Here is a 289-nt window from a genome sequence, read left to right as displayed (position 1 = left end):
GGATCAAAGCTTACTTACAGCTCCCCGAGGCATATCGGTGTTAGTGCCGTCCTTCATCGACTCCTAGTGCCAAGGCATCCACCGTGCGCCCTTAATAACTTAACCTTCAGCTTTCGATATACATCGCAATTTTGAATTGCTTATATCTCGAAATCTTCATTTGCTTTCAATACGTATTGTATTTTCAAGCAAGTTTGTTAGTTACAACTTATCTCATAAAAGAAATAAGATTTAAGAACTTACACGATCAATTACTTGATCTATTTAAAACTTGTTACTTTCAATGTCG

The 289-nt window shown here is 36.7% G+C and carries 1 rRNA gene; it reads right to left on the bottom strand.

Features of this window, described 5'->3' with window-relative positions:
* Positions 1 to 105: ribosomal RNA gene (locus C9J36_RS17165) — 23S ribosomal RNA — on the bottom strand; the annotation flags it as partial.
* Positions 106 to 289: the final 184 nt, after the last annotated feature.

The sequence above is a fragment of the Metasolibacillus fluoroglycofenilyticus genome, assembly GCF_003049645.1.
Taxonomy (GTDB): Bacteria; Bacillota; Bacilli; order Bacillales_A; family Planococcaceae; genus Metasolibacillus; species Metasolibacillus fluoroglycofenilyticus.
The sequence above is the reverse complement of the archived record's forward strand: the minus strand, read 5'-3'. Positions and strand labels throughout refer to the sequence as shown.